This is a genomic window from Mycolicibacterium smegmatis, assembly GCF_001457595.1.
Taxonomy (GTDB): Bacteria; Actinomycetota; Actinomycetes; order Mycobacteriales; family Mycobacteriaceae; genus Mycobacterium; species Mycobacterium smegmatis.
In genome coordinates, this window is record NZ_LN831039.1 from 5,868,807 (window position 1) to 5,894,751 (window position 25,945).

Sequence of the window (25,945 nt, forward strand, 5' to 3'; positions counted from 1 at the left end):
CAAGAGGAGCGTCATGAAAGCCGCCGTCGTGAGAGCCTGGGGCCAGTCGCCCGTGTACACCGACCTGCCCGACCCGAAACCGGGCGAAGGCACCGAGATCGCCGAGGTCGAGGCCAGCGCGCTCACCAACCTCACCAAGGGGATCGCCTCGGGAAAGCACTACGCCGCCAAGGACATCGAGCTTCCCGTCGTCCCCGGGTTCGACGGCGTGGCGCGACTGGCCGACGGCAGGCGGGTGTACACCATGAGCATCGGATCGCACGGGTTGATGGCCGAGCGCACCCTGGTCGACCCCGGGCGGGCCGTCGAGATCCCCGAACACGTCGACTCCGTGACCGCGGCCGCCCTGCCGAACCCGGGCACGTCGGCGTGGATCACCCTGTCGTACGCCGCAGCGGTCAAGCCCGGTGACCACGTCCTGGTGCTCGGCGCCACCGGCGTGACCGGATCGACGGCCGTGCAGTTGGCCGGCTCGATGTTCGGCGCGGAATCCGTCGTCGCGGTGGGCCGCAACGCCGAGCGGTTGCAGTGGCTGCGGTCGGCCGGGGCGCAGACCGTGATCCGGCTCGGTGACGACGATCTCGCTGCCCGTGTCGCCGAACTGCACGCCGCACGTCCGTTCGACGCGGTCCTGGACTATCTCTGGGGCGAACCGGCCGAACAGGTGCTCGGCGCGCTCGCGGCAGCTTCCCCGGCGGGCCGATTCCACGCCATCCGGTACGTGCAGGTCGGGTCCATGGCGGGCACCGCCCTCACCCTGGACGCCGCGGTGCTGCGATCGATCGGGATCACCATCAGCGGTGTGGGGATCGGCGGTGTGCCCGACGACGTGTGGCGCCAGGCCCGGACCGAGGCCCTACCGAAACTGCTGTCCATGGTGGATGCCGGCGAGCTCCTGTTGCACACGCGGCAACGTCGGCTGGCCGACATCGAGACCGTCTGGTCGGAGAAGTCGCCGTCGGGAACGCGCATCGTGGTGACGCCGTGACGCCGTGACGCCTCAGCCGAAGCGGCCGGAGATGTAATCCTCGGTCGCCTTCTGGCGGGGATTGGAGAAGATCTTCTCGGTGTCGTCGATCTCGATCAGCCGGCCCGGCTTTCCGGTGGCCTCGAGGTTGAAGAACGCGGTCTGATCGCTCACGCGTGCGGCCTGCTGCATGTTGTGCGTGACGATGACGATCGTGTAGTCGAGCTTGAGCGTCGCGATCAGATCCTCGATCGCCAGCGTCGAGATCGGGTCGAGCGCCGAGCACGGTTCGTCCATCAGCAGCACATCGGGCTGTACCGCGATCGCACGCGCGATGCACAGGCGCTGCTGCTGACCACCGGAGAGGCCGCCGCCCGGTTTGTCGAGCCGGTCCTTGACCTCGTTCCACAGGTTGGCGCCACGCAGTGAGCGCTCGGCGACCTCGTCGAGGGTCTTCTTGTTGCGCACCCCCTGCAGCTTGAGACCGGCCACCACGTTGTCACGAATCGACATGGTGGGGAACGGGTTCGGGCGCTGGAACACCATGCCGATGGTCTTGCGGACACCCACCGGGTCGACACCCGGACCGTAGATGTCCTCGCCGTCGAGCAGCACCGAACCCTCGACACGGGCACCGGGGATGACCTCGTGCATGCGGTTGAGCGTGCGCAGCACCGTGGACTTGCCGCAGCCCGACGGGCCGATGAACGCCGTGACGCTGCGCGGCTGGACCGCGAGCGACACATCGGCCACCGCATGGAACGCGCCGTAGTAGATGTTGACGTCTTTGAGATCGAGCCGTTTGGCCATGAACGTTCCTAAATCTTCTTCGGGGCGAAGAGTTTGGCGACAAGACGGGCACCGACGTTGAGCACGGCGATGAGCAGGATCAGCGTGAGCGCCGCACCCCACAGCCGGTCCGTCGGCACCGGATTGGCACCGGCGCCCGCCGAGATCTGGTCGTACATCATGCCGGGCAACGAGCCCATGAAACCGCTGAAAATGTCGAAGTTCATCGCCTGCGCGTAGCCCACGAGCACCAGCAGAGGCGCGGTCTCCCCCATCACGCGGGCCAGCGCGAGCATCACGCCGGTGACGATGCCGGACAGCGCCGTCGGGATCACGATGCGCACGATGGTCTTCCACTTCGGCACGCCCAGCGCGTAACTGGCCTCACGCAGGTCCATCGGCACGATGCGCAGCATCTCCTCGGTGGCCCGCACGATCACCGGGATCATCAACAGCACCAAAGAAAGTGACACCGCGAACCCGGACCGCTGGAAGCCCAGGGTGGCGACCCACAGCGCGTAGATGAACAGCGCGGCGACGATCGACGGCACACCGGTGAGGATGTCCACCATGAACGTGGTGATCTTGCCCAGGCGCGAGTTGCCCGCGTACTCGACCAGATACACCGCGACCATGACACCGACGGGGATCGAGATCAGCGAACACACCAGGCCCTGCAGGACCGTGCCGACGATCGCGTGGTACACACCGCCGCCGGGCGAGAACGCCGTCATACCGGCCTGCGAATGGGTGAACCACACCGGTGACGTGACGGCGTGGATGCCCTTGCTGATCACCGAATACAGCACCCACAGCAGCGGGACGAGCGCGATCAGCACCGAGATGGTCACGAGCACCGTGGCGAAGTGGTTGGTGAGCTTGCGGCGCAGGCTCACACCCTGGAACGCCGGCGCCTTGACGGGTTGTTCGAGCGTGGAGGCCGACGGGGCGTTGGTGGTCATTCGCGTCCCTTCCCGCCGACCACGGCCCGCGCCAGCGAGTTCACGATGAACGTGAGGACGAACAGCACAAGACCGGCGGCGATGTACGCGCCTGCCTTGTACTGGTCGTTGAATTCGCTTGCCGTCGCGGCGATCTTGCTGGCGAACGTGTAGCCGCCGTCGAACAGCGACCAGCCGAACGCGGTCTGGGTGCCACGCAGGATGATCAGCAGCGCGATGGTCTCACCGAGCGCACGGCCGAGACCGAGCATGGCACCGCTGATGTAGCCGGACAGACCGAACGGCAACACCGTGGTGCGCACGACCTCCCAGCGTGTGGCGCCGAGCGCGAGCGCGGCCTCGATCTGGCCGCGAGGGGTCTGCAGGAACACCTCGCGCGTGACCGCGGTGATGATCGGCAGGATCATCACCGCGAGCACGATGCCCGCGGTGAATATGGTTCCGCCGCCTGCGACCGACGCGTTGCCGGTGGAGAACAGGAAGAACCAGCCCAGGTTTTCGTTGAGCCACACCGCAACCGGTTTGATCGCCGGGGCCAGCACGTAGAGACCCCACACGCCGTAGACGATCGACGGTACGGCGGCCAGCAGATCGACCATGTAGGCCAGCGGACCGGCCAGCCGGCGCGGGGCGTACTGCGTCAGATAGATCGCGATGCCCAGGGCGACCGGCATCGCCAGGACGAGCGCGAAGATCGAGACGAACACCGTGACCTGCAGCAGGTCGAAGATGCCGAAATGCATCGCCGAGGTGTCGGTGGTGACCCAGTTGCCGCCGTAGAGGAAGAAGTTCTCCTGGTTGCGGGCCAGTGCCGGCACCGCGCGCATCAGCAGGAACATCCCGATCGCCGCGATGAGCGCGACGATCAAGAGGCCCGACCCCTCGGCGAGCCACTGGAAGATCCGGTCCGCCGGGCGGATCTTGGCCCGGCGGGAGGGGTTGGTGGAGATGGGTTCCGGCTCAGGGAAGGGGGACGCGAGCGTCTCCCCCGACCCTGAGTCAGCTGGATTCGGTGTTGTCACTGTTATCCCGTCGGGGAACCTGTCGGTCATGTGTTCCGAAATCCATCCTCACCAGATTCGTTCTGCAAATCCAGCTGACTAGCTGATCGCATCGATGGAAGTGAGCAAACGCTCTTTGAAGGCGTTGGGCAGCGGCACATAGCCGGCGGCCGAGAGGTTGGCCTGCCCCTCGTTGGCGGCGACGGTCAGGAACGACTTCACCGCGGCCGCGGTGTCGGCGTCATAACCCTTGGAGCACACGATCTCGTAGGTGGCGAGCACCAGCGGGTACGCGCCGGCCTCCTTCGTGCCGTACAGCGAGTTCAGGTCGAGTGCAAGGTCGTTGCCCTCGGCCGCGAACTTCGCGGCGTCGATGGCCTTTGCGGCCGACTCGTCGGTCAGCTCGACCGCACCGGCACCGCTGTCGATCTGCGCGAAGGGCAGGCCCGCCTGCTCGGCGAAGCCCTTCTCGACGTAGCCGATCGAACCCGGCGTCGCCTGCACGGCCTGCACCACGCCCGACGACTTCTGGGCGCCCTCGCCTGCGCCGCCGTTGAACTCGCTGCCGTCACCCTTGGTCCACGACTGCGGCGCGGCGGCAGTGAGGTACTTCTGGAAGTTGTCGGTGGTGCCGGAGGAATCCGAGCGGTAGATGGGTGTGATCGCGGCGTCGGGCAGCGAGGCGCCCTCGTTGAGCCCCGCGATCGCCGGATCGTTCCACTTGGTGATCTGGCCTTGGAAGATCTTGGCCAGCAGGTCGCCGTTGAGTACCAGCTTGTCGACGCCCTCGAGGTTGTACGCCATCGCCACCGGACCGAACACCAGCGGCAGGTTCCAGGCCGGATTGCCACCGCAGCGTTCGGCCGCGGCCGCCACCTGATCACCGCTGAGCGCGGAGTCAGAACCCGCGATGTCGACCTGCTTGGCGATGAACTGCTCGCGGCCCGCGCCGGATCCGGTGGGGTTGTAGGAGAGGTTCTTGCCCCCGCACACCTGGCCCCACGCCTTGTTGAACTCGGCGATCGCGTTCTGTTGCGCGGTCGACCCCTCGGCCGTCAGCGAGTTCTTGCCACCGCACTCGGCCGAGGCGGCGCTGCCGGAGGGGGCCGCGCCGGAGGTGCCGGTGGCCGGAGCGTTGTTGTCGCTGCCGCACGCGCTGAGCGTGAGCGCCGCGATGGCCGCCGCGGCGATACCAACCGGCCTGCCAACCTTCCGGCCCATGCTGTTGAGCTTCACGTGTCGTGTCCCACTTTCCGTTGACGGCTTCAGACTCCCCGGCAACGTATTCGCCGCTCATTGACGGATTCGGGACAGCAGGTGAACGCACAGTGAACACGTTCAGCGTGTTCACAGGCGCGAGGCGTCAACCAGCGGCGTACGCCGCAGGCCCGTCAATTCGCGGCGTACGCCGCGTCGACGCTGAACACCTCGAAACCCAACTTCCGGTAGGTGTTCACGGCCGCCGAGTTGTCTGCCTCGACGTACAGCAGCACCGTGGGCTCGGGCCCCGTGAGCTTTTCCGCCAGATGGTGCAGGCCGATGAGGGTGAGGGTGTAACCGAGGCCACGCCCCTGCGCCTGCGGGTCGACGCCGACGACGTAGACCTCGCCGAGGGACGCGTCGTGGATCTTGGTCCAGTGGAATCCGAGGAGCGAGCCGGTCTGCTCGTCGAACGCCTGGAAGAGGCCCTCGGGGTCGAACCACCCCTCGTTGCGGCGCTCGTCGATCTCGTGTTCGGTCCAGCCGCCCTGCTCGGGGTGCCACGAGAACGCGGCGTTGTTGACCCGCAGGATCTCGGCGTCGTCGCCGGGGCCGGCGTAGGTCGCGATGCGCACGCCGGGGGTGTCCGGCACCGGCGGCAGATCGGTCAGGGGGCGGCGCATCTGCAGCAGCTCACGCACCACCACCAGGCGAAGCGATGACGCCATCGCCTGGGCGGCGGCGATGTTGCCGTGCGCCCAGATACGGGCGCCCGGCCCGCCCTCTGCCAGCGCGGTGCGCGCCATGGCCGCACCGATACCGCGCCGGCGGGCCTGCGGATGCACGACGAGTTCGGCCATCGCCGGATCGTCCCCCTCGGCAGGCGCGAGGTTGAGGTATCCGACCACGCGGTCGTCGTCGGTGGTCAGCAGGTGCCGGGTGCGGTCGCGTCCCAGTTCCCGCAGCACTTGGTCACCGACCGGCGCGACACCGTCGTGCGTGGTGGCCGCGTCGATCAGCGCGCGAATCTCTGCCTGCTGGGCACCCGTGAGCCCGGTGCGCCACTCGGTGGAGGTCACTGACTGGTCAACCGCCCCGCCAACGGGCCGTCGACATCTACGTCGTCACCGAAGCCCTCGTCCGGACCGTCTGGTACGTCCTCGCCGGATGCGTCGGCCGCGGGCGGCTTGCCGCGCGACGGGCGCACGGCCTTGTAGCCGACGTTGCGGACCGTGCCGATCAGCGCCTCGTACTCGGGACCGAGCTTGGCGCGCAGCCGCCGGACGTGGACGTCGACAGTGCGGGTGCCGCCGAAGAAGTCGTAACCCCACACCTCCTGCAGAAGCTGGGCGCGCGTGAAGACACGCCCGGCGTGCTGCGCGAGGTACTTGAGGAGCTCGAATTCCTTGTAGGTGAGATCCAGCGGCTTGCCGCGCAAACGGGCCGTGTAGGTGCCCTCGTCGATGACGAGCTCACCGAGTGTGATCTTGCCTACATTTTCCTGATTGGCGTTCCCGCCGCGGCGGCCGACCAGCAATCGCAGCCGTGCTTCGATCTCGGCGGGCCCGGTGCTGGGCAGCAGGATCTCGTCGAGACCCCATTCGTGGTTGACGGCGACGAGGCCGCCTTCGTTGATCACTGCGACCACCGGGACGGACGTGCCGGTGGTCCCCAAAAGGCGACAAAGGCCGCGCGCGGCGGCCAGATCTGTGCGAGCGTCGACGATCGCGACGTCGGCACTACCCGTCTCCAACAGGGAAGACACTTCTGTCGGCGCTGTCCGGACCGTGTGGGCCAGCAGCGACAACGAGGGCAGCACCGACTCGGGATGCGGGTCGACGGTCAGTAGCAGTAGATCCAACAAGTCCTCCCGGCTCGTCAGGAATCTCTGCGGGAGAACACAGACGCCGGTGTCGGGTGATCTTCCGGATTCATGACTGACATGTAGCCGTTACCGGCCTTTGGTGTTACGAGGATAACGCCTCACCTGCTCGTCAGCCGCGCCGAGCGAATCTTTGCCGGTCTCGTGGGCAACAATGTCCCGGTGCGCAGACTGGTGGTCGGGTTCGTCGCGGCGGTGGCCGCGCTCGTCGTCGGGGCGGTCGGCACCGATTTCGGAGCAGCCATCTACGCCGAGTACCGGCTGGCCCGTACGGTCCGCAGCGCCGCGTCGCTCAACTGGGATCCGTGGGTCGCGATCCTCGGGTTCCCGTTCATCCCGCAGGCCCGCGACCACAGATACAACGAGATCGAGATCCGGGCCAACGGCGTCGACCATCCCGTCGCCGAAAAGGTGTCGCTGGAGGCGACACTGCACGACGTCGACATCACCGAGGCCTCGTGGCTGATCCGCGAGGACGCACCGCTCCCGGTCGCCGAGGCCGAGAGCCGCATCATCATCGATTCCACGCATGTCGGCCGCTACATGGGCATCGACGACCTGCTGGTCGAGGCGCCCTCACGCGACACCAACGACGCCACCGGCGGCACCACCGAATCCGGCATCTCCGGTAATACGGGTCTGGTTTTCACCGGCACACCCAAGGCGTCGGGCCTGGACAAGAGGGTCAGCGTCGCCGTCGACCTTTCGCTCGAGGGACCCGACCAGAGCACGCTGGTGCTGACGGCGACCGGCATCCTCACGGGCCCCAACACCGCCGACGAGCAGGTGCCCGACGACAAACTCGCATCGGTGCTCGACGAATTCAGCAACACCATCCCCGACCTGAGACTGCCGTTCGGCATCGCACCGACGAGCCAGGGCGCCCGCGGATCCGACATCATCATCGAAGGGATCGGCGAGGGAGTAACCATCGACCTGGCGGGGTTCAGGAAGACATGAGCTCATCGATGGCGGCAGCCGTCGCGGTGCTGATCGCGGCGCTCGTGCTGGCCTATGTGATCGGGCGCGTGCTGACCCGCCGGTCCGGCCGCGTTCGCCAGACGGGCCCGGGTTCTGCCGTCGGTGCCGAGACCGACGCGGTTGCCCAGGCCGAGGCGGAACGCAACCTCACCGATCTGGGGCTGTCGCGCACCGGCCCGACGATCCTGCACTTCAGCGCCGAGTGGTGCGGACCGTGCGCAGGCGTGCGCCGTGTGGTCGACCAGGTGTGCGCCGAGTTGCCCGCCATAGCGCACGTCGAGATCGACATGGACGCGAATCCCCAAGCCGCCAGGCGCCTTTCGGTGCTGTCGTTGCCGACGACGTTCATCTTCGATGCGCGCGGCCACCAGCGGTACCGCACCAGCGGCGTCCCCAGGGCCGCTGACCTGCGTACCGCGGTGGAGCCGCTGTTGGCCTGATCCGAGGGTCATTGGGTAAGCTGTCGCTCGTGTCAACCCGCCTTGAGCTCTCGCTCACCAAGCGCCGCGCAGTGGATCTGTGCCGCGTTGCGGGTTGTTGCTGTTGTTGTTGTTGCTGTTGAGCGCAGCCGCGCGCTTTGACGCGCCCGCTCGGAATTTTCTGTTCCGGCCTGCACCCAACCAGATCCAACGACAACAACAGGAGTTTCTTTCATGTCATCTTCGATCACCGATACGGCGCGGCCCCGCCTCGACCAGGTGGACGTGCGCGGTCCCCGCTTCGCGGCCTGGGTCACCACGGCGGTGCTGATCGTCGCGCTGCTGGTCTCCGGTGTCAGCTCGGCCGCGGCAGCGGTGGTGCTCGCCGCCCAGGCGCTGGTGTTCGCCATCGGCGCGCTCGGCGGTCCCCGTAGGCAGCCCTACGGCCGGTTGTTCGCGACCCTGGTCGCGCCCCGGCTGGGCCCGGTCACCGAACGTGAACCGGTTCCGCCGCTGAAGTTCGCTCAGCTCGTCGGTTTCGTGTTCGCGGCCGTCGGTGCCGTCGGCTTCGCGTTCGGCATCAGTGCAATCGGCCTCGCCGCGACGGCGTTCGCATTGGTGGCGGCGTTTCTCAACGCGGCCTTCGACATCTGTCTCGGATGCCAGATCTACCCGCTCGTGGCGCGTCTGCGTCGCACATCTGAATACGCCTGAAGCCTCAAAACCCAAGCAATCGAAAGGATCTCCTACATGGCACGCTCCGACGTCCTGGTCAGCACCGACTGGGCCGAGAGCAATCTCAAAGCGCCGAAGACCGTTTTCGTGGAGGTCGACGAAGACACCTCCGCCTACGACACGGGTCACATCGAAGGCGCTGTGAAGCTCGACTGGAAGACCGATCTGCAGGATCCGATCCGTCGCGACTTCGTCGACGCCCAGCAGTTCTCCAAGCTGCTGTCCGAGCGCGGCATCGCCAACGACGACACCGTGATCCTCTACGGCGGCAACAACAACTGGTTCGCGGCCTACGCCTACTGGTACTTCAAGCTCTACGGGCACCAGGACGTGAAGCTGCTCGACGGTGGCCGCAAGAAGTGGGAGCTCGACGCCCGCCCGCTGTCCGCCGAGAAGGTCGAGCGGCCGCAGACCAGCTACACCGCCAAGGAGCCCGACAACTCCATCCGCGCCTTCCGCGACGAGGTCATCGCCGCGATCGGGACCAAGAACCTGGTCGACGTGCGCTCGCCTGACGAGTTCTCGGGCAAGATTCTCGCGCCCGCGCATCTCCCGCAGGAGCAGAGCCAGCGCCCGGGACACATCCCCGGTGCGATCAACGTCCCGTGGAGCAAGGCCGCGAACGAGGACGGCACCTTCAAGTCCGACGAGGAGCTGGCGAAGCTGTACGCCGAGGCCGGCCTCGACGGCGAGAAGGAGACCATCGCCTACTGCCGCATCGGTGAGCGTTCGTCGCACACCTGGTTCGTGCTGCAGGAGCTCCTCGGACACAAGAACGTCAAGAACTACGACGGCAGTTGGACGGAATACGGCTCCCTGGTGGGGGCCCCGATCGAGTTGGGAAGTTGATATGTGCTCTGCACCCAAGCAAGGGCTGACGTTGCCGGCCGGCGTTGACCTGGAGAAGGAAACCGTGATCACCGGTCGTGTGGTCGACGGCTCCGGCCAGGCGGTCGGCGGCGCGTTCGTCCGCCTGCTGGACGGCAGCGACGAGTTCACCGCCGAGGTGGTGGCATCGGCGACCGGTGATTTCCGGTTCTTCGCCGCGCCCGGCACCTGGACCGTGCGCGCCCTGTCGTCCGCGGGCAACGGCAACGTGACCGTCGCGCCGACCGGTGCGGGGATCCACGAAGTCGACGTGAAGGTCGCCTGAGTCGAGGTCGCCTGAGTCAAGGTCGCCTGAGGACCCGGCGTCAACAGCGATGCCCGCAGCGTCTCATCGAGGCGCTGCGGGCATCGCTGTTCGCGTTACGGGCCTGCGCCGTCGGTTGACCCGGGCCAGGGCGAAAGCCTCGGCACCCTGCGGTTACACTGCTTGACGTGGTGCTCTTCTTCGAGATCCTGCTTGTCGCGGCCGTGCTGGTCATCACGTGGTTCGCGGTGTACGCGCTGTACCGTCTGGTCACCGACGAGTCGTGACGTCCGCCGGGGACACTCCTGAGCGCGGCTCGGGCGACCGCGCGGTGGCCGAGGCTGCCGAACGTGCCAAAGCGACCGGCGCGCGCAACATCCCGGTCTTCGACGACCTTCCGCTGCCCGCCGACACCGCCAATCTGCGTGACGGCGTGAGCCTGAGCGATTCGCTGCTCGCGTTGCTGCCGCTGGTCGGTGTGTGGCGCGGCGAGGGCGAGGGCCGTGACGCCGACGGCGACTACCGCTTCGGCCAGCAGATCGTGGTCTCCCACGACGGCGGCGACTACCTGAACTGGGAAGCCCGTTCGTGGCGCCTCGACGAGTCCGGCGAGTACCACTCCCCCGCGCTGCGTGAGACGGGCTACTGGCGGTTCGTCAGTGATCCCGCGGATCCGCACGAGACCCAGGCGATCGAGCTGCTGCTCGCACATTCGTCGGGCTACATCGAACTGTTCTACGGCAGGCCGCTCAACCAGTCCTCGTGGGAACTGGTCACCGATGCGCTGGCCCGCAGCAAGTCCGGGACGCTGGTCGGCGGTGCCAAACGGCTGTACGGCATCGTCGAAGGCGGCGATCTCGGTTATGTCGAGGAACGAGTGGACGCCGACGGCGGGCTGGTCCCGCATCTGTCGGCCCGATTGTCGAGGTACGTCGGCTAGTGCCCAATATGCGCCATGCGGCGGCGATCTTCGCCGTGGCCGCTGCCCTGTTGTCCGCGTGTGGTTCGAACGATTCCGAGCCCACCACCACCACCGAGACCGGCGGCTCGCAGAGCGAGACCCCGACCGGTCACGGCTCGTATGCCCACTGCCTGTCCGAGCACGGCGTCTCTGCGCCTCCCGGACCGGTGGCCGGCCCGCCGCCCGGGGTTGACCAGCAGAAGTGGCAGGAGGCCATGGACGCGTGCGCGACGCTGGCGCCCGGCCCCGCAGAGGCTCCGCAGGGCTGACGTCTCGGCGGGCGTCTCACAGCCGGCGCATAGCGGGCAAAAAGTTGCTGCTCAGCGCGCCTTCCTACCGTCACAGGCGTGATACAGACAGTTCTGCGTTCGACGCTCGCCGGCCTGGCCGCGGCCGCACTCGTCGGTTCCGTCGCGGCATGTTCGTCGTCGGAAGATCCGGCCGCGTCGGCGTCCACCGGTGCCGTCACGTCCGCTGAAACCACCGCCTTCGATGCGTACGGGCAGTGCCTCATCGAACACGGCATGCCCGCACCACCTGCGGGATTCGGGCCCCCGCCGGGACATCCGGACGGGCCGCCACCTCCGCCGCCCGGCGGCACGCCTCCCGGCGGGCCTCCTGGTGATGGTCAGGCTCCGCCTCCGCCGCCAGGCGTGGAACAGGCCGACTGGGACGACGCACGCGCGGCGTGCGAATCGCTCGCGCCCGCTTCGCCGCCCCGGTAGGGCCACGCGGTAACCGCCCCCAGATATGGGGCGGCCCCCGAGCCGTTGTTCCTGGTTGGACTGACCAAGGGGCTCGGGGGCCGGGTGGCTGCGGGGAATTCGCCAGCGCGCGCGGGCTATTCTCCCGGCGCTGCTAGCGGGCAGCCACCTCACATGTCCATAAGTCACTCAATTTGTCGGACCACCTCCTTCCCTGTGTAAAGGCGAAGGTACCCGCGTGAGCTGCGCCCTTCAAGCTATTTTCTCCAATGCTCAGCGATCACCGAGGATCGCGGTGTCGACCAGGCCCGCGATGTCGGGTGCCGAGGCCGAGGTGCGCAGCCGCGTGCCGTCGAGGGTGTGCACGCGGGCGGCCAGCGTGATGCTCGAGATCAGCCAGATCCCTTGTGCGGTAAGGAGATCCGCAGGGCGTAGGGCGCGGTAGTCGCAGTCGATGCCCTTGTTGCGCGCCGTTTCGAACAGGGCCTGCTGGGTGGTGCCGCGCAAGATCGGGTACCACGGCGGCGGCGTGAGCAGCAGTGGCTGCCCGTCGTCGCCGCGCGTGGCGATCACCACGGTGGAGCGCGGCCCCTCGAGCAGGAACCCGTCGGAGCTCACGAAGATCACGTCTCCCGCGCCGTTGCGTGCGGCGTGACGCAGCGCGGCCATGTTCACCGCGTACGACAACGTCTTGGCGCCCGCGGCCAGCCAGGGCATCTCGCTGGCGCCGACCGGAAGGCCACGGTCGAGCGTGATCGCGGGGACGCCGTGCCGTCGTGCACCGGCCACCCGGTCGGCGAGCGCGCCGATCGTGGCGAACGCCGTCGGCGGCCCGCCACCTTCGCGGCCCCGGCTGTACACGAGCCGCAGCACACCCTCCTCACCGTTCGCGGAGTGCTCGCTCGTCCACCGCTTCACACCGAGGGCCACCGCGGCCCGCCACGCGTCCAGGTCCGGCTCGGGCAGATCCAGCATCCTGGCGGATTGGGCGAGCCGCGCGAGGTGTGCCTCGAGCAGGCAGGGCCGCCCGTCGCGCACCAGCAGCGTCTCGAACACACCGTCGCCGCGGACCGCCGCCAGGTCGTCGGCGCACAGCAGCGGCGCGTCCGGATCGTGCAGTTGACCGTCGAGGGTGACCAGCACCGCTGGATGGCTTGCCATGGGGCCAAAGCGTAGCCCCGGTCCTCAGTGAGTGGTGCCGCCGCGAGCGGTGGGGACGACGCGGGTTCCCTAGAGTTGATGTATGTCAGCAGTTCCTACGCCCGAGGGCAGTCCCGATGCCGGTGCCGTGTGGCACTACGGCGACCCACTCGGCGAGCAGCGCAGCGCGGCCACCGACGCGGTCGTGATCGACCGGTCCCACCGGGCGGTGCTCGCGTTGACCGGCAAGGACCGCCAGGGATGGCTGCACAACATCTCGAGTCAGCACGTCAGCGCACAGCCCGACGGCACCGTCACCGAGAACCTGAGCCTGGACATGCAGGGCCGGGTCGAGGACCACTGGCTGCAGACCGAGCTGGACGGGACGACGTACCTGGACACCGAGTCGTGGCGGGGCGAACCGCTCGCGGCGTATCTGCGCAAGATGGTGTTCTGGTCCGACGTGCAGATCGAACCCGCCGATCTCGGGGTCCTGTCGCTTCTCGGTCCGGCTCTCGCCGGTGACGCCGTGCTGTCGGCCCTTGGTCTGAGCGCGCTGCCGGAGGAGGCCACGGCACAACCGCTGCCCGGCGGGGGTTTCGTCCGCCGCGTGCCTTCCGAGGGCCTGGAACTCGACGTGCTGGTCGCCCGGGAGACGCTCGACGACTGGAAGCAGCGCCTCGTCTCCGCGGGTGTACGCCCCGCCGGGATGTGGGCGTACGAGGCGCACCGGGTGGCCGCCCAGCGGCCACGCCTGGGCGTGGACACCGACGAGCGGACGATCCCGCACGAGGTCGGCTGGATCGGCGGCCCCGGCGTCGGCGCCGTCCACTTGGACAAGGGCTGCTACCGGGGCCAGGAGACCGTCGCACGCGTGCACAACCTGGGCCGTCCGCCGCGGATGCTGGTGCTGCTGCACCTCGACGGCTCCTCGGACCGTCCGGCCACGGGCGATCCGGTGCTCGCGGGCGGCCGCACCGTCGGGCGGCTCGGCACGGTCGTCGACCACGTCGACGACGGCCCCATCGCGCTCGCACTCGTCAAACGGGGCCTGCCCGCCGAGACCGAACTGGTGACCGGTGGCAGCGTCGAGGTGCCCGCGAGCATCGACCCGGACTCACTGCCTCCGCCGGACAGCGTGGGTGCCGGCCGGCTCGCCATCGAGCGCCTGCGTCACGGTTAGCGTCACCGACGGGCCCGGGAACGGGCCCGCCCACGCGAAGTCGAAGGTGAATCCTGTCACGTCGAAATCGGCCTGCAACCTGCCTCGATGCTGGTGACGCTGAGGTAAACGAGGCGTGCGGTGTCCCGGAGGCGGGATTCTGGGGCAGGGCCTGCCAGCGCCAGACTCGCGGGCACGGTAAAGTGTCGGCAGGACAAAAATGACACTCAGATCGGAGCCGCCTAATAATTGGGCCGCTCCGTTATTGCGCGAGGGGGTCCCCCCATGGGCCGCGGCCGGGCGAAGGCAAAGCAGACCAAGGTTGCACGTGAGCTCAAGTACAGCTCACCTCAAACCGATTTTGAACGGCTCCAGCGCGAGCTGTCGGGCGGTTCCGCCTCCGACGGTGTCAACGACGCCGACGACGACTGGGCGACTGAGGACGACTGGCGGCGCTGAGCCCGCCGCCGTCCTCACCACCCCCGCTTCCTAGAACCGTGGGTGCTGGCCGACCAACTGGGCGCGCACACTGTCCTTGCCGCCCTTCTTGACCGTGCCCAGCGTCCAGCAATTCAGATGCCGAGCGGTCAGTATGGCCAGCGCACGATCGGTGTCCTCGGGAGCGACGACGGCGACCATGCCGACACCCATGTTGAACGTCTTCTCCATCTCGGCGCGTTCGATCCGTCCGCGCTGAGCGATCATGCCGAACACCGGCGCCGGGGTCCACGTGCCGCGGTCCAGTTCGGCGGTGAGGCCGTGCGGGATGACGCGTTCGAGGTTGCCCGCCAGGCCACCACCGGTGACGTGGCAGAAGGTTCGCACCTGGGTCTCGGCGGCGAGCGCCAGGCAGTCCTTGGCGTAGATCAGGGTGGGTTCGAGCAGCTCCTCACCGAGCGTGCGGCCGAACTCCTCGACGTGGCCGGCGAGGTTCATCCGGTCGATCTCCAGCAGGACCTTGCGGGCCAACGAGTAGCCGTTGGAGTGCAGACCGCTCGAAGCCATGGCGATGATGACGTCGCCCGGCCTGACCCGGTCGGGGCCCAGCACGTCGTCGGCCTCCACGATGCCCACACCGGTCGCGGAGATGTCGTAGTGGTCCGGTTCCATCAGCCCCGGGTGCTCGGCGGTCTCGCCGCCCAGCAGCGCGCATCCGGCCCGCACACAGCCCTCGGCGATGCCTGCCACGATGGCACTCACGCGCTCGGGCACGGTGCGCCCGACGGCGATGTAGTCCTGCAGGAACAACGGTTCGGCGCCGCACACCACGAGGTCGTCGACCACCATCGCGACCAGGTCGAGGCCGACGGTGTCGTGCTTGTCCATCGCCTGCGCTATCGCCAGTTTGGTGCCGACACCGTCTGTGGACGAGGCCAGCACCGGCTCTCGATAATCACGCTTGAGGGCGAACAGGCCCGCGAAACCGCCGAGGCCGCCACGGACCTCAGGGCGGGTGGCCTTGGCGGCCAGAGGCTTGAACAACTCCACGGCGCGATCGCCAGCTTCGATGTCGACCCCGGCCGACGCGTAGGAGATTGCATCACTGGAAACGGAGTCTTCGCGATCGGTCATCGCGCCTAAATCTACCGGTCGTCCCCGCGCAACGGCAGCCGGACCGTGACCTCGCGGCGGTGGGGGCGGTTTCGATCCGAGTGTTTCGGGCAAATCCGTGGCGGACCCACTGCCTCCGCACCGACCCGGAAGGAGACCGTTCTGGCGCGCTGTCTGGTTACCGGAGCCACCGGCTACGTCGGGGGCCGTTTGACGCCGCTGCTCGTCGCCGCGGGTCACGACGTGCGGGTGCTGGCCCGCACCCCAGAGAAACTTTCCGGCGTACCGTGGCGCGACGACGTCGAGGTGGCCCGTGGCGACCTCTCCGACCTGGACTCGCTGCGCAGCGCCTTCACCGGCATCGACGTCCTCTACTACCTGGTGCATTCGATGGGCACGGCCACCGACTTCGCCGACTCCGAACGCGAGGCGGCCGCCAATGTCGCCGAGGTCGCCAAAGACGCGGGTGTGCGGCGCATCGTCTATCTCGGTGGTCTGCACCCCGACGACGCGCAGCTGTCCCCGCACCTGGCCTCGCGGACGCTGGTGGGCGAGACGCTCATGGCCTCGGGCGTGGAGACGGTCGTGCTGCAGGCCGGCGTCGTGGTGGGTTCGGGGTCGGCGTCGTTCGAGATGATCCGGCACCTGACCGATCGCCTGCCCGTCATGACGACGCCGAAGTGGGTGCACAACCGGATCCAGCCGATCGCGGTGCGCGACATCCTGCACTATCTCGTGCAGTCCGCGAGCGTGCCGTTCCCGACGACGCGTGCCTGGGACGTCGGCGGGCCCGACGTGCTCAAGTACGGGGACATGATGCAGGTCTACGCCGAGGAGGCCGGCCTGCGCCGACGCCGGATGGTGGTACTGCCGTGGCTGACGCCCACGATCGCGAGCTGGTGGGTCGGGTTGGTCACGCCGATCCCCTCCGGCCTGGCGCGTCCGCTCGTGGAGTCACTGCATTGCGACGCGATCTGCGGTGAGCACGACATCGATGCGGTGATCCCGCCACCCGAGGGCGGGTTGACGTCCTACCGCGACGCCGTCGCGCTGGCGCTGGCATGCCAGTCACGCCCGGACACCGGGGCGGCGTGGTTCAACGAGCCCGCCGACTCGTTGCCCTCGGACCCGGACTGGTCGGGCGCCCCGGCCGAGGTCGCCGAGTTCAGGACGCCTTCGCGCGGTGCCGATCCGACGGCGACGCTGCGGAACGTGGCCGAGGCAGCGTGGGAGCGTCAGGGTTGGCGTGTGCTGCCCGACGATCCCTCCGGACCGTTGACGCTGACCAAAGATGCTCGCCTGGGTCGCGCGTGGCTGCAGTTCACGGCCGAGGGTGACGGGGCTGTGGTCCACCGCAGCGTGCTGCGCCCACGTGGACTGCTCGGACAGGTCTATGCCGCGACCGTGTGGCCACTGCGGCGCCGCATGCTGCACCGCCGGGCCGACGCACTGTTCTCGGGGTGAGCCCGTATCAGGGCCTGCGCAACGCCGAGGCGTTGTCGTTCTGCGCCACGGGGATGCCGCTGCGGGCCGCCGAGGCGAGCATGTGCTCGATGACGTTCTTGCCCAGGGCGGTCTCGCCGGGCAGCTCGATCGGGTACTTGCCGTCGAAGCACGCCGAGCACAACCGCGACGCGGGCTGCTCGGTGGCCGCGATCATGCCCTGCTGGGAGATGTAGCCGAGGCTGTCGGCGCCGATCGCGTGGCGGACCGCTTCGAGCATCTCGCCTTCGTGTTCCTGCGAGGCCGCGTTGGCGATGAGCTCCGCCGGGGTCGCGAAGTCGATGCCGTAGAAGCACGGCCACTTGACCGGCGGGGATGCGATCCGCACGTGCACCTCGAGCGCCCCGGCCTCGCGCAACATCCGCACGAGCGCACGCTGGGTGTTGCCGCGCACGATCGAATCGTCGACGACGATCAGCCGCTTGCCACGGATCACCTCGCGCAGCGGGTTGAGCTTGAGGCGGATGCCCAGCTGGCGGATGGTCTGGGACGGCTGGATGAAGGTGCGGCCCACATACGCGTTCTTCATCAGGCCCTGGCCGAAGGGGATGCCCGATTCCTGCGCGTAGCCGACCGCGGCGGGCGTACCGGATTCCGGCACGCCGATCACCAGGTCGGCCTCGATGGGATGTTCACGCGCCAGGCGGCGGCCGATGTCGACGCGGGTCGCGTGCACCGAGCGGCCGACCAGCGTGCTGTCGGGGCGGGCCAGATACACGTACTCGAACACGCAGCCCTTGGGCTCGGGGTTGGCGAAGCGCGTCGAACGCACTCCGTCGGCGTCGATCGCGAGCAGTTCGCCGGGTTCGATGTCGCGGACGAACGAGGCGCCGACGATGTCGAGCGCCGCGGTCTCCGACGCGACCACCCAGCCGCGGTCAAGGCGGCCCAGCGACAGCGGGCGTACGCCGTGCGGGTCGCGCGCGGCGTAGAGGGTGTTCTCGTCCATGAACGTCAGGCAGAACGCGCCGCGGACGGTGGGAAGCAGTTCGAGGGCGGCCTGTTCGAGCGTCGCGTCGGCCGCGCCGTGCGCGAGCAGCGCACCGAGGATGTCGGAGTCGGTGGTGGCAGCGGGGCCGCCCTTGAGCTCCATCAGACCGTTGTCGCGGGCACGGGCAGCCAGCTCGGCCGTGTTGACCAGGTTGCCGTTGTGACCGAGCGCGACGCCGGTGCCCGCCGCGGTGTTGCGGAACACGGGCTGCGCGTTCTCCCAGGTCGTGGACCCGGTGGTGGAGTACCGGCAGTGGCCGACGGCGACGTGACCCGGCATCGCGGCCAGGGTCTGCTCGTCGAACACCTGACTGACCAGGCCCAGATCCTTGAAGACCAGCACCTGGGAGCCATCGGCGACCGCGATACCCGCGGCTTCCTGCCCGCGGTGCTGCAGGGCGTAGAGGCCGTAGTAGGTCAGCTTGGCAACTTCTTCGCCCGGGGCCCAGACGCCGAAGACGCCACATTCCTCACGGGGTTCATTTTCGGACTCGTTGTCGTCGTGGCCGATCACGATATGGCTGCTCCCGGATGGGCTGTGGGTGACTGGTTCAGTCTACGGGCCATATCCCGGGTTACGTGAATCCGCGACGTGTCATGGAACACGTCTGCGTCGCCGTTGGCTGTGTTCTGCGACACGCCACAGCACCGACGGCCGGAACAGCCGGGTGGGCGGGTCCAGCATGCTCATCACACGCAGGAACTGTTCGGCGACGCCGTCGTCGACAGCGGCCGTGGCGAGGACTTGACCGGTGAGCCAGTTGGACAGCCTGACACCGGCCGTGCGGCGGCCGGGCACCTGGGGCAGGGCGAGGTCGCTGTTGACGGCCATGCGCCACGCCTGGTCGACGTACTCGGCGGCGGCCCGGAAGAAGCGTCGCGCGAGGTCGCGGTCGCCCTCGCGCAGCAGGTCGCGCAGAGCATGGGCCTCGTACGCCGCGACGGACATGCCCTGCCCGTAGATCGGGTTGAAGCTGCAGATCGCGTCGCCGAGCACGAGCAGTCCGGCCGGGAACCGGCGCATCGCCTCGTATCTGCGACGACGGCTGTTGGGCAACCGGTGGCGGTGCGGTTCGGTGAGTGGTGTGCCGTCGCGCAGTGCGGCGTCCAACTGCGGCACCCCGAGCTCGGCGACGAAACGCTGCCGCCCCGCCAGATCGGCGGGTGGCTCCGTCCCGGCGATCCCTGCCACCGTCAGCATCCAGGTGTCGTTCTCGTAGGCGAACAGGGACGCACCGGTGGGACGCTCGGGTGTCGCACCGACCAGGATCATCGCTTCGTCGACGAGCCCTGCGGGCAGCCTGAGCATCTGGCTCACGTAATTGACGTTCACCGTGAGGCTGTCCTCGGCCGGTCTGCCGTAACCCAGTGACTCCAGCAGCGCAGGTGTGCGTCCGCCGCGTCCCAGGGCGTCGAGAACCAGATCGGCCTCGATCACATGTTCTTCACCGCCGTGGCGGTTGGTCACCCGTACCCCGGTGATGCGCTCGGGTGTCGCGGCGAGGATGTCCACGGCGTCGTGCGCGTCGAGGACCTTGACGTTCGGGATGCCGAAAACCCTTCTTCTGATCGTCATTTCGAGGAACGGCCGGCTCACCGAATAGATGGTCACCGGACGGTTCATGACGCCAGAGGTCTTCAGCCAGTGCCCCTGCAGACACAGCTTGACCCGCGACAGCCCGCCGTTCTCCAGCACGATCGCCCCGGATGCGGACAGTTCGGCGAGCAGGCCCGGGAACAGCCGGTCCAACACCTCCGCGCCACCGCTCTGCAACGCGTGGCCGTGCCGCGCCTGCGGCGCACCGCGTCTCGGCATCGCGTCGACCGTGAGGGTGTCGCGCTCGACGACGACCACCTCGTCGTAGTACTCCGACAACACCCGCGCGCCGAGCAGCCCGCTGATACTGGCTCCGAGAACGACTGCGCGCGCGCCGATTCGGCTCATCGTTGACCTCTCCCCTTGTGCCGTCACCGTCTCCGTAGGTGTGTTCGGCCTTGTCTGTGATGACGCCGGATCCGGCGAAAGCATTCGTGTGTTTCGTCGCTCGGACGCGAATTCAGTTGCCCCGTCGGGGGCGAAACCTGTAGCAGTAGAGGTCGGACCATTCGAGAGGAGTCCACTGATCTCGTGACGAGCCAACTCTCCGAGAAACCGACGACCGATCCCCCGCAGCGATGGTCGACCGCCACGAAGGTCGCATTCCGTTTCTGCTTCGTCTATTTCGGCCTGTTCTGCCTGGTGTTCGCCCAGATCCTGTTCGTGTTCACCGGTTTCCTCGGCCATTGGCTGCCCGACCGGGCGATCCTGTGGCAGATGGTGATGCTGGACCCGTTGCTCGGCTGGGTGGGGCGCACGGTGTTCGGCGTCGACGCCACGCTGAACCTCGACTCGGGCAGCGGTGATCAGCTGGTCATCTGGCTGCTGGTGTTCTGCCTGTTCACGCTGGCGGTCGTCGCCACCGTCATCTGGTCGGTACTCGACCGCGCCAGGGCCGACTACACGCGGCTGTGGGCATGGTTCCTGACGTTTCTGCGCCTGTGCGTGGCCGGGCAGATGCTGTTCTACGGGATCGCCAAGCTCATCCCCACGCAGATGCCCGCGCCCGGCCTGGCGACGCTGCTGCGGCCCTACGGCGAGTTCAGCCCCGCGTCGGTGCTGTGGCTGCAGGTGGGCAGCTCCTACCCCTACGAGATGGCGCTGGGGGCCGTCGAGGTGCTGGCCGGGATCCTGCTGTTCGTGCCGAGGACCGCGACGTTGGGCGCGCTCGTCGGCCTGGTCAGCATGGCGCAGGTGTTCCTGCTGAACATGACGTTCGACGTGCCCGTCAAGATCCTGTCGGGACACCTGCTGCTGATGAGTTTCGTGCTGCTCGCACCGCAGGTGCGGCGCCTGGTGGACCTGTTCGTGCTGCAGCGTCCCGTGGGCCCGCTGAGCCAGCCGGAACTGTTCGACGATCCCCGGTCACGCAGGATCTCGACGCGGGTTCAGGCCGTGCTCGGCGTGTGGGCGTTGATCGGCTGTGTCGTGATCACCGGCAGCGGGTGGTTCGAGTACGGCGGCGGGCGCGACAAGCATGAGCTGTACGGCATCTGGGCGGTAAGCGAGTTCGTCGTCGACGGCAAGCCGCTGCCGCCGTTGACCACGGACCAAACGCGCTGGAAGCACGTTGTTTTCGACGAGCCGGGCGTACTGACCTATCAACGCATGGACGGTGCACTGGTGCCCGCTCCTGCCGAGTTCGACGATGGCACCATCGCGGTGTCCGATGACCAGGGGGGCACGGTCGCCGATTTCCGTGTGTCACGGCCCGATCCGCAGCACCTCGAACTCGATGGCCGCCTGGCGGGCCGCCCGGCGCACATCACCCTGGAGGAGGTCGACCCGAACGGGTTCACGCTGCGCAACCGCGGTTTCCACTGGGTGCAGGAGTACCCGTACTTCCGCTGAACCCAACGGCTACGGGTCGATACGCACCACGGGCAACCAGTGCGCCACCTCGGCCGCGCGCGAACCGGACATCTGCACCGAAGCGCCCGCATCGGCGATGTCGAGCAACCCGGTAGCGAGCAGGAGCCAGGTTCGCGCATCGGTCTCGACGACGTTGGGTGGTGTGCCGCGCGTGTGCTTGGGCCCCGATATGCACTGCACAGCAACGAACGGCGGAACCCGCACCTCGACGCTCGCACCGGGGGCGACGGCCGCCAGCGTCCTGGCGGTGAGCCGCACGGCTTCGGCGAGTTGCGCGCGGGCGGGCGACTCGCGCTGCGGGTCACGCAGCCAATCGGCAACGGCGGACACCGCTTCGAGCGTCTTCGCCGGATCGGCACTACGGCGGCTGGCCATACCCTAGTGTCTCAAAGTGTCTGTCGAGCGCCGCAAACCGCCGTACAGAACAGCCGGGCTCGCCGCGCTGGCGATCATGGCGCTGCTGCTCGTGCTCGTCGGCCAGTCGTTCCGCGGCGCGTTCGACCCCAAGGTCCGGCTGACGCTGTTGACCGCGCGCGCCGGACTGGTTCTCGACCCCGGCGCGAAGGTGACCTACAACGGTGTGCCGGTCGGCCGCGTGGCCGAGGTCGGCACCGCGGCCCGCACCGGAACCGGTGTCCGCGCGCGGGTGATGCTCGACGTCGACCCCCGCTATGTGCCGTTGTTGCCGGCCAATGTGGAGGCGTCGGTCACCGCCACGACCGTGTTCGGCAACAAGTATGTCGCGCTGCGCTCACCGGAACACCCCAGTGCACAACGGGTGTCGACGGCGACGCCCATCGACGCGACCGGCGTCACCACCGAGTTCAACACACTGTTCGAGACCATCATGCGGATCACCGAGCAGGTCGACCCCATCGCGCTGAACCAGACGCTCAGCGCGGCCGCGCAGGCACTCACGGGCCTCGGTGACCGGTTCGGCGCGTCGCTGCTCGACGGTAACGCCATCCTCGCCGATCTCAACGCGGGCATTGCTCCCCTGCGTCGCGACGTCGCCGGTTTGGCCGATCTCGCCGCGATCTACGCCGACAGCGCCCCGGATCTGTTCACCGGACTCGACGACGCCGCACGCGGTGCCGCCACGCTCAACTCGCAGCGCGGCGACGTCGACGCGGCGCTCATCGCCGCCGTCGGCTTCGCGGGCGCCACATCGGACATCCTCGAACGAGGTGGCCCCTACCTGCTGCGCGGGGCCGCGGATCTGGTGCCGACGTCGCGACTGCTCGACGACTACCGCGCCATGATCTTCTGCACCATCCGCAATTATCACGACGTCGCACCGGAACTGGATCGTGCGCTGGGTGGCGACAACGGATATTCGCTGTCGGCCGCGGGCACGCCGTCGAGCATCGGTGCGGGCAACGTGTATGTGTATCCGGACAACCTGCCGCGCGTGAACGCCAAGGGCGGGCCCGAGGGACGCCCGGGATGCTGGCAGAAGATCACCCGCGAGTTGTGGCCAGCGCCGTACCTCGTGATGGACACCGGGCTCTCGGTCGCGCCGTACAACCATGTGGAGTTGGGCTCACCGATCTTCGTCGACTACGTGTGGGGCCGTCAGATCGGCGAACCGACCATCAATCCCTGATCTTGACCTCAACTTTCGTTGAGGTCCTACCGTGGCGGCATGACGTTCAAACCCCACGAGATCGCCTACCTGCAAGCCGCCGACCTGGGTCGACTGGCAACCCTCCAGCCCGACGGCACACCCCAGAACAGCCCGGTGGGATTCACCTTCAACGAACAGCTCGGCACGATCGACATCGCCGGATATCGCATGTCGCAGAGCCAGAAGTACCGCAACATCGCGCGCAACAACCGGGTCGCGTTCGTGGTCGACGACATCTTCTCGCGCGATCCCTGGCGCGTGCGCTGTCTCGAGATCCGCGGCACCGCAGAACAAGTGATGACCTCGGGGGCGATGGGCGCCGCCGGCGACGAACTGGACGCCGCGATCATCCGGATCACGCCGCGCCGCATCATCAGCTTCGGCATCGACGACCAGGAAACTCCGCCGCACCAACTCAAAGCGGATATACGAACGGTCTGATCGGCCCTACTATCGGGGCGATGGGGGGAATTCTGCGGCCCCGTGCGGTCGCCACCGGCGTCGCGGTGATGGTGGTGCTGTCCGGATGCCAACCGTTCGGCGCCGATCACGACGCCGAACGCTTCGTCAGACCGGGCGCACCCAAGGTGTCCCCGTCGAACATCTACACCGCCACGGTGGAACGAGGACCGCAACCCGACGGTGCCGAGACCTGGGTGGCGGTGATCATCGACGAATCGGGCGCCGAGGTGTTCCACGACGACCACGCGTTCGGCGCCGGACGCGAGACGCGCATCACGTGGTTGTCCAACGAAGACCAATTATGGCTGCTGTCACGCGAAGTGGGCTCGGCCCACGTCGACCGTAACCCCGACGGCCGATGGGTGAAGACCACGGTCTCCCCGGATGCCGACAGCGTGCCCGACGAGATCCGGGAGCTGCTCGATGCCTAGACGACCCACCGCCGGTGCGGTGCCCATGACCAAGTCCGCGAGGGCAGCGGCCAGGTCGGCCGCCGCGGACCATGCGCCGCCGGTGCCGATGTGGTGCGCGGTCGGCCTGTCCCTCGCGATGATCGGATCCGCGGCCTTCAACGGCGTCGGCGTCCTGTGCGCGACGGTTCTCGTGGCGGTGGTGATCGTCGCGCTGACGCGCCTGCACGCCAGCGCCGCAGGTGCGGCCACCACATCGGAACTGCTGGGGTCGGTGCTCGGGCCGGTGTCCGCGCGGTTCACCGGGCTGGTGCAGCTTGCGGCGTACGCCGCCCTTGGTGTGGGCGCGGCGGTGTCGCTGGGGCTGCAGCCGTTGGGCATGGCGGGCGTGGACCCGGAAACCGTCTTGACCAGCTGGCTTTGGCCGATGTGGGCCGGCATCGGGGTCATCGTCGCAGGCACGCTCGTGGCGGTGCTGCCGACCAGGACGGTCATGGCGGCCGTCGCGGTGCTGGCCGGCCTGGGGTTGCTGGCGTACTTCTATCTGGCGCTCGCTGTCATCGCCAAGATGGCCTCGGGCAGCCCGCAGGTCATGGGCGGCACCGAGAGCATCTCGACCGTCGACATGCTGGCCGCTGCCCTGCCACTCGGTCTCAGCCTGTTCGGCTTCGAGGCCCCCACCGCCGCCTCGGATCGGCTGCGCTCGGTCGCACGACCGCTTGGTGTTGCGGTCGGCATCACCGCGGTGTGTGCGGTGGTACTGCTGGTCGCGGTGAACCTGTCGACGATCGCCGGTTTCAGCCACCGCGCCACCGACCTTCCCCTGATCGTGCCTGAACTGTTCGGCGACATGGGCAGACAGAGCCTGAACCTGGCGTCGGCGCTGCTCGGGGTCGCCGTGGTGCTGGCCACCATGTGGGCTGCCACGCGCGTCGCCGCGCGGTTGTTCGGCGGCGGCGTGGTGACCGCGGTTTCGGTGCCCGCGGTGATGTGTGTTCTCACGGTGGTGGCGTGCCGGTTCCCCGAGGACATCGGCGAACTGCTGTTCGTCGTGCCGGCACTGCTGCTGTTCGTGGTGTACGTGGCTGTCGGGGAGGCGAATGCCCGGGTCGCGGGTTCCCCGGTCGCCATGCAGCTTCCGCGTGCAGTACTGGTCGTGGTGTTGCTCGCCGTCCTGTTGATCTCGGTGCGCGAAGGCTATTTCATCCTGGGGTCGATCTGGCCGCTGCTCGTGGCGGCCGTGATCACTGCGGCCGCGGCGATTTTCGCGCGTACCACACCGCGGCCAGCGCACCCGCCTCGTTGAGCGCAAGATGCACCAGCAGCGGCGCGGCAAGGCTTTTCGTACGATGCATCAACCAGTCCAGGAACCAGCCCGCCGCGCCGGTCGCCAGCACGGTGCCGACCACCGGTTCACCGGCCGCGCGTGCATCGGGTATGTGTGACAGTCCGAATGCCGTTGCCTGCAGAAGCCTTCCGCCTGTGTGCCCGAACGCGCCGGTACCCACTGCGCCGAGAGCGCCGCGGAACGCGGCCTCCTCGGACCACACGGTTCCCAGCGGGATCCCCAGCATCAGCCAGAACGCCACGGCAGGCGGCAGTTCCCGCTCGCGCATCGCGGTGCGGACCGCAGGCAGCGCCGTGGTCGCGACCACCGAGGATGCCACCACGGCCGCGGCGACCGATCCGGTGCGCATCCCCGACCACAGCGCGGGCGGTCTCAACCCGGACCGCCTCGACCCCGGCGCGGCGCGGCTGAGGGCGAGCAGCGCCGTGCCCACCAGCGCACGCACCACCGGCCTGCACCGTTCGGGAAGCCGCGGGTCGACCACGACGTTCCACGCCGTCAGCGCCGCCGCCAGCGCCAGTGCACGGAACTTGGCGGCGGTCATCGGGGC

Annotated in this window: 30 protein-coding genes; 18 read left to right on the plus strand and 12 right to left on the minus strand. The window is 68.3% G+C overall.

What is annotated here, in order from left to right; translation table 11 throughout:
* Window positions 1–13: 13 nt before the first annotated feature.
* Complete coding sequence (locus AT701_RS28320; RefSeq protein WP_058127027.1) at window positions 14–988, plus strand: quinone oxidoreductase family protein; 975 nt, start codon at window positions 14–16, stop codon at window positions 986–988.
* A 12-nt stretch (window positions 989–1,000) separates the two neighbouring features.
* On the opposite strand, the gene pstB is transcribed toward AT701_RS28320, so the two are convergent.
* The 6 genes from pstB to AT701_RS28350 all read right to left on the minus strand — a co-directional run bounded on the left by pstB (window position 1,001) and on the right by AT701_RS28350 (window position 6,780).
* On the minus strand, window positions 1,001–1,777 hold the full coding sequence (pstB, locus tag AT701_RS28325; RefSeq protein ID WP_011730783.1) for a phosphate ABC transporter ATP-binding protein PstB: 777 nt from the start codon (window positions 1,775–1,777) through the stop codon (window positions 1,001–1,003).
* Between the two features lie 8 nt (window positions 1,778–1,785).
* Window positions 1,786–2,718, minus strand: coding sequence for a phosphate ABC transporter permease PstA (pstA, locus tag AT701_RS28330; protein ID WP_058127028.1), 933 nt, complete (start codon window positions 2,716–2,718; stop codon window positions 1,786–1,788).
* On the minus strand, window positions 2,715–3,770 hold the full coding sequence (gene pstC / locus AT701_RS28335) for a phosphate ABC transporter permease subunit PstC (protein WP_058127029.1): 1,056 nt from the start codon (window positions 3,768–3,770) through the stop codon (window positions 2,715–2,717). Before pstC ends, pstA begins: the two co-directional genes overlap by 4 nt.
* Before the next feature lie 48 nt (window positions 3,771–3,818).
* A complete protein-coding gene (gene pstS, locus AT701_RS28340) occupies window positions 3,819–4,955 on the minus strand; it encodes a phosphate ABC transporter substrate-binding protein PstS (protein ID WP_058127030.1) in 1,137 nt (378 codons plus the stop codon).
* Between the two features lie 155 nt (window positions 4,956–5,110).
* Window positions 5,111–5,998, minus strand: coding sequence for a mycothiol synthase (mshD, locus tag AT701_RS28345; RefSeq protein WP_058127031.1), 888 nt, complete (start codon window positions 5,996–5,998; stop codon window positions 5,111–5,113).
* Window positions 5,995–6,780, minus strand: a complete 786-nt coding sequence (locus AT701_RS28350) for a winged helix-turn-helix transcriptional regulator (protein WP_058127032.1) — start codon at window positions 6,778–6,780, stop codon at window positions 5,995–5,997. Before AT701_RS28350 ends, mshD begins: the two co-directional genes overlap by 4 nt.
* Before the next feature lie 165 nt (window positions 6,781–6,945).
* On the opposite strand from AT701_RS28350, the gene lmeA reads away from it, so the two are divergent.
* The 9 genes from lmeA (at window position 6,946) to AT701_RS28400 (ending at window position 11,754) form a co-directional block, all read left to right on the plus strand.
* Window positions 6,946–7,761, plus strand: a complete 816-nt coding sequence (gene lmeA / locus AT701_RS28355) for a mannan chain length control protein LmeA (protein WP_011730787.1) — start codon at window positions 6,946–6,948, stop codon at window positions 7,759–7,761.
* Entirely contained in the window at window positions 7,758–8,222 is a 465-nt protein-coding gene (locus AT701_RS28360) for a thioredoxin family protein (protein ID WP_011730788.1), read from the plus strand. Before lmeA ends, AT701_RS28360 begins: the two co-directional genes overlap by 4 nt.
* 71 nt (window positions 8,223–8,293) lie before the next feature.
* The gene (locus AT701_RS36100) at window positions 8,294–8,344 is read left to right on the plus strand and encodes a hypothetical protein (RefSeq protein ID WP_353961016.1); all 51 of its coding nucleotides are present in this window, start codon (window positions 8,294–8,296) and stop codon (window positions 8,342–8,344) included.
* Window positions 8,345–8,435: 91 nt separating this feature from the next.
* Window positions 8,436–8,915, plus strand: a complete 480-nt coding sequence (locus AT701_RS28370) for a DUF4395 domain-containing protein (RefSeq protein WP_003897207.1) — start codon at window positions 8,436–8,438, stop codon at window positions 8,913–8,915.
* 36 nt (window positions 8,916–8,951) lie between these two features.
* A complete protein-coding gene (locus AT701_RS28375) occupies window positions 8,952–9,785 on the plus strand; it encodes a sulfurtransferase (RefSeq protein WP_011730790.1) in 834 nt (277 codons plus the stop codon).
* Window position 9,786: 1 nt separating this feature from the next.
* Window positions 9,787–10,089 (plus strand): DUF1416 domain-containing protein, encoded by a 303-nt coding sequence (locus AT701_RS28380; protein ID WP_014878457.1) that lies wholly within the window; start codon window positions 9,787–9,789, stop codon window positions 10,087–10,089.
* A 262-nt stretch (window positions 10,090–10,351) separates the two neighbouring features.
* Window positions 10,352–11,008: a heme-binding beta-barrel domain-containing protein gene (locus AT701_RS28390; protein ID WP_003897210.1), complete on the plus strand. Its 657-nt coding sequence runs from the start codon at window positions 10,352–10,354 to the stop codon at window positions 11,006–11,008.
* A gap of 8 nt (window positions 11,009–11,016) precedes the next feature.
* Window positions 11,017–11,298: a hypothetical protein gene (locus AT701_RS28395; RefSeq protein ID WP_011730794.1), complete on the plus strand. Its 282-nt coding sequence runs from the start codon at window positions 11,017–11,019 to the stop codon at window positions 11,296–11,298.
* Between the two features lie 78 nt (window positions 11,299–11,376).
* Window positions 11,377–11,754 carry a hypothetical protein gene (locus AT701_RS28400; protein WP_011730795.1) on the plus strand — a complete coding sequence of 126 codons (378 nt, stop codon included), beginning with the start codon at window positions 11,377–11,379 and terminating at the stop codon, window positions 11,752–11,754.
* 252 nt (window positions 11,755–12,006) lie between these two features.
* Here AT701_RS28400 and AT701_RS28405 read toward each other — a convergent pair whose 3' ends face one another.
* Window positions 12,007–12,894 (minus strand): aminodeoxychorismate lyase, encoded by an 888-nt coding sequence (locus AT701_RS28405; protein ID WP_058127033.1) that lies wholly within the window; start codon window positions 12,892–12,894, stop codon window positions 12,007–12,009.
* Between the two features lie 82 nt (window positions 12,895–12,976).
* On the opposite strand from AT701_RS28405, the gene ygfZ reads away from it, so the two are divergent.
* Window positions 12,977–14,056: a CAF17-like 4Fe-4S cluster assembly/insertion protein YgfZ gene (gene ygfZ / locus AT701_RS28410; RefSeq protein ID WP_058127034.1), complete on the plus strand. Its 1,080-nt coding sequence runs from the start codon at window positions 12,977–12,979 to the stop codon at window positions 14,054–14,056.
* Window positions 14,057–14,320: 264 nt separating this feature from the next.
* Window positions 14,321–14,494 carry a DUF3073 domain-containing protein gene (locus AT701_RS28415; RefSeq protein WP_003897215.1) on the plus strand — a complete coding sequence of 58 codons (174 nt, stop codon included), beginning with the start codon at window positions 14,321–14,323 and terminating at the stop codon, window positions 14,492–14,494.
* A gap of 30 nt (window positions 14,495–14,524) precedes the next feature.
* On the opposite strand, the gene purM is transcribed toward AT701_RS28415, so the two are convergent.
* Entirely contained in the window at window positions 14,525–15,607 is a 1,083-nt protein-coding gene (purM, locus tag AT701_RS28420; protein ID WP_003897216.1) for a phosphoribosylformylglycinamidine cyclo-ligase, read from the minus strand.
* A gap of 93 nt (window positions 15,608–15,700) precedes the next feature.
* Between purM and AT701_RS28425 the strand changes: the two genes are divergently transcribed.
* Complete coding sequence (locus tag AT701_RS28425) at window positions 15,701–17,050, plus strand: NAD(P)H-binding protein (RefSeq protein WP_042510669.1); 1,350 nt, start codon at window positions 15,701–15,703, stop codon at window positions 17,048–17,050.
* Between the two features lie 7 nt (window positions 17,051–17,057).
* Here the strand turns inward: AT701_RS28425 and purF are convergent, their stop codons facing one another.
* The gene (gene purF / locus AT701_RS28430; protein ID WP_058127035.1) at window positions 17,058–18,593 is read right to left on the minus strand and encodes an amidophosphoribosyltransferase; all 1,536 of its coding nucleotides are present in this window, start codon (window positions 18,591–18,593) and stop codon (window positions 17,058–17,060) included.
* An 81-nt stretch (window positions 18,594–18,674) separates the two neighbouring features.
* Window positions 18,675–20,024 (minus strand): FAD-dependent oxidoreductase, encoded by a 1,350-nt coding sequence (locus tag AT701_RS28435; RefSeq protein WP_011730801.1) that lies wholly within the window; start codon window positions 20,022–20,024, stop codon window positions 18,675–18,677.
* A 183-nt stretch (window positions 20,025–20,207) separates the two neighbouring features.
* Here AT701_RS28435 and AT701_RS28440 point away from each other — a divergent pair, with 183 nt between their 5' ends.
* Entirely contained in the window at window positions 20,208–21,527 is a 1,320-nt protein-coding gene (locus tag AT701_RS28440) for a phosphatidylglycerol lysyltransferase domain-containing protein (RefSeq protein WP_058127036.1), read from the plus strand.
* A 9-nt stretch (window positions 21,528–21,536) separates the two neighbouring features.
* Here AT701_RS28440 and AT701_RS28445 read toward each other — a convergent pair whose 3' ends face one another.
* Window positions 21,537–21,923 (minus strand): sterol carrier family protein, encoded by a 387-nt coding sequence (locus AT701_RS28445; protein WP_011730817.1) that lies wholly within the window; start codon window positions 21,921–21,923, stop codon window positions 21,537–21,539.
* 16 nt (window positions 21,924–21,939) lie between these two features.
* Here AT701_RS28445 and AT701_RS28450 point away from each other — a divergent pair, with 16 nt between their 5' ends.
* From AT701_RS28450 to AT701_RS28465, 4 genes are read left to right on the plus strand one after another with little or no spacing between them, the layout of a single operon-like run.
* The gene (locus tag AT701_RS28450) at window positions 21,940–23,154 is read left to right on the plus strand and encodes an MCE family protein (protein ID WP_058127037.1); all 1,215 of its coding nucleotides are present in this window, start codon (window positions 21,940–21,942) and stop codon (window positions 23,152–23,154) included.
* Between the two features lie 39 nt (window positions 23,155–23,193).
* The gene (locus AT701_RS28455; protein ID WP_011730819.1) at window positions 23,194–23,616 is read left to right on the plus strand and encodes a PPOX class F420-dependent oxidoreductase; all 423 of its coding nucleotides are present in this window, start codon (window positions 23,194–23,196) and stop codon (window positions 23,614–23,616) included.
* A gap of 20 nt (window positions 23,617–23,636) precedes the next feature.
* Entirely contained in the window at window positions 23,637–24,068 is a 432-nt protein-coding gene (locus tag AT701_RS28460) for a hypothetical protein (protein WP_058127038.1), read from the plus strand.
* Entirely contained in the window at window positions 24,061–25,353 is a 1,293-nt protein-coding gene (locus AT701_RS28465) for a hypothetical protein (protein ID WP_223495826.1), read from the plus strand. Before AT701_RS28460 ends, AT701_RS28465 begins: the two co-directional genes overlap by 8 nt.
* On the opposite strand, the gene AT701_RS28470 is transcribed toward AT701_RS28465, so the two are convergent.
* A complete protein-coding gene (locus AT701_RS28470) occupies window positions 25,292–25,939 on the minus strand; it encodes an Rv0804 family intramembrane glutamic endopeptidase (RefSeq protein WP_058127749.1) in 648 nt (215 codons plus the stop codon). The two genes, AT701_RS28465 and AT701_RS28470, sit on opposite strands and share 62 nt — an antisense overlap.
* Window positions 25,940–25,945: the final 6 nt, after the last annotated feature.